Consider the following 3,336-nt stretch of genomic DNA (forward strand, 5'->3'; position numbering starts at 1 on the left):
CCTCGCCCCCGATCAAGCTCCTCTGGTATCTCACCGCGCCCGACGGGCCTTATCCCTGGGCGCCCGAAGGCCGCTGGGAGACCGGTTTCGACGATCTCCAGCAGATCGCGGTCACTGCCGACCGGCTGGGCTTCTACGGGGTGCTGCTGGGCACCAGCAGCTATGAGACGCTGGCCGTCGCCCCGGCGATGATCGGCGCGACGGAGCGGCTGCGTTTCCTCGTCGCGCAGCATCCGGGCGAGATCCAGCCCGCCGTGCTGGCGAAATGGGCGCAGACCTTCGATCATTTTTCGGGCGGCCGCCTGATCTTCAATGTCGTGAACGGCAATGATGCGGGGCTGGCGGCGCTGGGCGTCCATTATCCGCACGACCAGCGTTATGAATTCAGCCGCGAATATTGGGACGCCTTCCGCCGCGTCTACGCGGGCGATCGCAGCGGCTATGACGGCGCGTTCGTCAAGATCGCCCCGCGCGGCGAGGGTGCGGCGCCGATGTCGATATGGGCGGGGCCGCACCAGCCGGGCGGCGTGCCGCTCTGGGGCGCCGGGACCTCGGCGCCGGGCGTCGCGCATTCGGCCGAGCTGCTCGACGTCTATCTCAGCTTCGCCAACACGCCGCCGCTGCTCGGCGACAAGTTCCGCCGCGTCGGCGCCGAAGCCGCGAAGATCGGCCGCACGCTGGAATATGGCACCCGGCTCCAGATCATCGTGCGGGAAACCGAAGAGGAAGCCTGGGCGCATGCCGAGTGGCTGCTGTCCAAATCCTCGGTCGAGCATGCGCGCCGCTCGATCGAGATGCGGCTGCCGCCCGGCGAGACGATCGAAACCTATCGCAGCCCCGATCCGCAGGTGCAGCGCAATATCGAGACCGTGCGGCAAGGCCGCCTGCCGGGCGCGCGCGATCTCGAAATCTATCCCAACGTCTGGGTCGGGCCGGCCTGGTTCGGCTTCGACATCATGGGCCCCGCATCGGGCACGACGCTGGTCGGCAGCGCCGAGAATGTCGCCGCGCGGCTCAGGGAATATGCCGAACAGGGCGCCAGCGCCTTCATCCTCTCCGGTTTTCCGCTGGTCGGCGAGGCGCATCGGGTGGCCGATCTGCTCTTCCCGCTCCTCGACCTCGATCACGGGTTCGACATCGGCAGCCTGCGCGCGCCGCGCCCGGCCGAACGGCCCGCGACCGTCACCCGCCGCGTCGCCGCCGAGCCCAAGGAACGGCTGATCGCATGATCGCCCCGCTGCTGCTCGATCGCCGCGGGCTCCTCGCCACCGCCGGGATGACCGGCCTCGGCCTGCTCGCCGGATGCGGCGGCGCGCGCGCGCCGCAGGCCGGTGTGGACGAAGGCAAGCCCAGACGCGGCGGCCGTTTGCGCATCGGAACGATCGAGCCGACCCAGGCCGGCAACCTCGACGCGCACAAGCCGGTCGGCGCGGGCATCATCCGCGGCTGGGCGATCTATTCCAAATTGTGGGAATGGACCAAGGCATGCGAGCCCACCGGCGCGCTCGCCGAAAGCACCGAGATCGCGCCCGACGGACAGAGCGTGGTCATCCGCCTGCACCAGGGACTGGAATTCCACCACGGCAAGACCGTCTCGGCCGAGGACCTCGTCTATTCCATCCGCCGTATTTCCGATCCGCAGCTCGCCTCACCCTACGCGGGGCTGGTCGCCGCGGTGAACCGCGACACGATCGAGACGCTCGACCCGCGGACGGTGCGGCTCCACGCACATCCCGGCAAGGGGCTGGTCGCGCTGATGGATACCTGGATCAGTTTCGGCGGCATCGTCCCGACCGATTATGACCCGGTGCACAATGTCGTGGGCTGCGGCCCGTTCCGCCTGAAGAGTTTCAAGCCGGGCCAGAGGTCGACCTTCACCAGATTCGAGAATTATTTCAAACCCGGCCAGCCCTATGTCGACGAGCTCGAGATCATCGAGTTCAAGGACCAGACGGCGCGCGCCTATGCGCTCCAGTCCGGGCAGATCGATCTTGCCGACCTCGTGCCGGTGGAGCAGGCGCAGCTGCTCCGCCGGTCGCCGGGGGTGAAGGTCGTCACCTCACCCACCAATAATGTCCAGTCGCTCGACATGAACGTGCTGCACCCGGCGCTGTCGGACGTGCGCGTTCGACAGGCGCTGCGGCTTCTCGCCGACCGCCCCGACCTGGTGAAACGCGCGCTGCACGGCGAAGGGACGACGGGCAACGATCTCTATTCGCCGCACGACCCGACCTATGATCACGATATCGCCCAGCGCGCGCACGATCCGGACAAAGCGAAATGGCTGTTGGCGCAGGCCGGTCACCCCTCGCTCGCGCTCACCATCACCGCCAATGCCGCCGGCGCGCCCGCGGCGCTGGTCTTTGCCGAACAGGCGCGCAAATCGGGGCTGGACCTCAAGGTCGAGCGGCTCGATGCGGCAAGCTTCGCCGTGCCTGCGCCGCCCGGCCGGGCGATCACCACCGGGGGGATTCCGGCGCGCGGCTTCCTGGCAAGCGCGCTCCATTACGACGCGCCCGACGCGATCATCAACCGCACCAACTTCCACGATCCGAGGTTTGGCGCGCTGATCAACGCGGCGCTGTCGCAGCCCGACGTCGAGAAGCGCAAACCGCTGGTGCACGAGGCACAGCATATCCAGCACGACCGGGGCAGCCTGCTGATCTGGGGCTTCACCCATGTCCGGGCCGCCGCGCGCGACACGATCGGCGGCCTGGTGGCGGAAAAGACCCAGTTCGGCGGCTGGCGCGTCGACGAATTCTGGCGGAAGGACGCATAATGGCGACACAGGCGGGCGCGCCCCCCTCCGTCGGTATCGTGGATCGCTGGCAGGCGGCACGGCTGCCGCTCCCCGGCTGGTTCCCGTGGCTGGCCGGCCGCCTGTTGGCGGGGTTCGGAACGGTGCTGGCGGTGAGCGCGATCGTCTATCTCGCGACGCTCGCCCTCCCCTCCGATCCCGCACGCGTCATCCTCGGCCCCGAGGCGACCGACAAGGCGGTTGCGATCCTGCGCGAGCAGCTCGGCCTCAACCGGCCGATCGCGGTGCAATATGTCGACTGGCTGCGTCATGTCGCGGTCGGCGATTTCGGCAATTCGCTCGATTCCAACGTGCCGGCCTTTGGCCTCGTCATCGAGCGGCTCGGCAACAGCATCGCGCTGATGATCTTCGTCCTGCTCGTCACCGCGCCCGCCGCCTTCCTCCTCGGGGTGGCGATGGCGGTGAAGCGCGACAGCCGGTTCGACCGCACAGCGATGACGCTGCTGATCGGGTTCAAGGCGGTGCCGCCCTTCGCGATCGCGGTGGCGCTGATCCTGCTCTTCTCCACCGGTCCGCTG

Annotated in this window: 3 protein-coding genes; all 3 read left to right on the forward strand. The window is 68.5% G+C overall.

The genetic code is table 11. From position 1 onward, the window contains the following. Positions 1-11 precede the first annotated feature (11 nt). A complete protein-coding gene (locus BGN95_RS18525; protein WP_286773709.1) occupies positions 12-1,229 on the forward strand; it encodes an LLM class flavin-dependent oxidoreductase in 1,218 nt (405 codons plus the stop codon). After that, positions 1,226-2,779, forward strand: coding sequence for an ABC transporter substrate-binding protein (locus BGN95_RS18530; RefSeq protein WP_286773612.1), 1,554 nt, complete (start codon positions 1,226-1,228; stop codon positions 2,777-2,779). The genes BGN95_RS18525 and BGN95_RS18530 overlap by 4 nt, the downstream gene beginning before the upstream one ends. Continuing rightward, on the forward strand, positions 2,779-3,336 hold a 558-nt coding region (locus BGN95_RS18535; protein WP_286773613.1), incomplete at its 3' end, for an ABC transporter permease. The genes BGN95_RS18530 and BGN95_RS18535, both read left to right, overlap by 1 nt.

The organism is Sphingomonas sp. 66-10 (assembly GCF_001897045.1).
In the GTDB taxonomy this organism is placed as follows: domain Bacteria; phylum Pseudomonadota; class Alphaproteobacteria; order Sphingomonadales; family Sphingomonadaceae; genus Sphingomonas; species Sphingomonas lycopersici.